The organism is Nocardiopsis algeriensis (assembly GCF_014203695.1).
In the GTDB taxonomy this organism is placed as follows: domain Bacteria; phylum Actinomycetota; class Actinomycetes; order Streptosporangiales; family Streptosporangiaceae; genus Nocardiopsis; species Nocardiopsis algeriensis.
Genome location: NZ_JACHJO010000024.1, coordinates 1 through 1,529, shown reverse-complemented (window position 1 = coordinate 1,529; position 1,529 = coordinate 1). Strand labels below are relative to the sequence as shown.

2 protein-coding genes are annotated in these 1,529 nt (G+C 56.7%); both read right to left on the bottom strand.

Translation table 11 applies throughout. From position 1 onward, the window contains the following. Positions 1-351 precede the first annotated feature (351 nt). Complete coding sequence (locus FHS13_RS21120) at positions 352-1,161, bottom strand: DUF6551 family protein (RefSeq protein ID WP_184293717.1); 810 nt, start codon at positions 1,159-1,161, stop codon at positions 352-354. A gap of 254 nt (positions 1,162-1,415) precedes the next feature. Further along, positions 1,416-1,514, bottom strand: coding sequence for an IS3 family transposase (locus FHS13_RS21115; RefSeq protein WP_425491209.1), 99 nt, complete (start codon positions 1,512-1,514; stop codon positions 1,416-1,418). Between the last annotated feature and the right edge of the window lie 15 nt (positions 1,515-1,529).

Here is a 1,529-nt window from a genome sequence, read left to right as displayed (position 1 = left end):
CAGCGGAGTTCGAAGCCGACTTCTACCAGCACAATCCCGCATCGGCACCCGCCGATGCGTTGGTTCCAAGCCTCTAAAAAACCCGGCACGAAACAGCCTCCAGGGTTGAACTATGGGCCCGGTATCTCGCTACCGAGAGCCGGGCCCATGGCCGGGATGGCCCAGGTGGCAATCACACAGCGGTATATATGACCATTCCGGTGGAGTCGGGAACCGTGGCCACGCCCCTCAGTTTCCCAGGGCCAGGCTTTCTGCATTTCAGAGAGAACTGCTCAGTGGAGCTTCTGGCTTTATTTCTCCACGGCTGTGCTTGGCCAGAAGGCGATTGCTTAACTTCAGCTCCGTGGCTTGTTAAGCCTTGATGCGGTTCTCTTCTTTTTTGCCCTTGTTCCACTCGGTGATGATGAGCTGGTAGCACGTGCTTACTCTTGAACCAGTTCCGCTGTGGCGGGTCCCGCCTGCAGATGCCAAGGCTGTTATATTAGCGCGCCAGCGAAATGCAGGGTCCTTCTTTCCGATTTTCTCGGCCAGCACCCTGTCGTTGATCTCATCGCCATGTCTCCCTAGAAACATGCCGATTCCGCTGAGCAGCATTCCATCCCAGGTCTCCTTGGTCCTACCCCAAGCATCCTCGGCAACTTTGAGTGTTCTCTCAAGTGTGTCGGGGCCATAGAGATCAGTGATGCGGAGCACTCCGGCAACTGCCCCCACGGTGTTTGTGCCAGTCGATCCCATGGCTAGATTGCGTTTTCCCAATGCCGCTTCTGTATCAACAAAGAGGGGGAGTCCAGCTGTGAGGCCGATCTTGTACTCATCGAGTGGCGTAGGCTTGCTTGATTCTCTGTTCTTGATCAGGAAGAGGACCGCTTCTTCTTGCTGATCTAGGCCATGGTGAACTTCGGATATCAGAGTCGGAATATCATTCAGCTTGCACGCGTGCCATCGGTGCATGCCATCAACGATATAGCGATCACCGTTGGAACGCTGAGAAACGACGATGGTGCCAAGGGCTTCAGGGACTAGGTTTTTGGCGATACCCATGGCCCGCTGCTCGTTCAGCGTTCGCTGGGCCTTCTCGTCGATTTTGAGGTCCTCGATCGGGATGGAAACCCCGTGTTCAACCTTGTGCTCTCGAAGCTCATACGGGTACCTCTTGGGCATGGCTCTGCCTTCTCTGCGTCACCTTCAGGAGGATGGGCTTGTTGCCGCTGTGTGGGATGTGACGCAGATTTCATTATACTGAGCCGGGAAAGAAAGGCAACTGTTAAGTGGGCTGTGGGCGATCGCTCCGTTGTGGACAACCGGGTCCCGGCGGGTGTCCACGTCCATGCGGGTGGAGCGTTCGCACAGCTCATCGGGGTGCTTCTTGATGGTGCTGCCGTGACTCTCATCCTTCCCAGGAATGAAAGCCTCCATCAGACCCGGCATGGAACACGGGCCACCCGGTGGCCCTGCCGGTTGAGTTCGGCATGGACCTTGCGCACACCGTAGACGCCGTAGTTGTCGGCATGCACCTTGGTGATCTCCGC

Coding starts and splice junctions, on each gene's coding strand:
- FHS13_RS21120 (WP_184293717.1), bottom strand. CDS start 1,161: ATGCCCAAGAGGTACCCGTATGAGCTTCGAGAGCACAAGGTTGAACAC.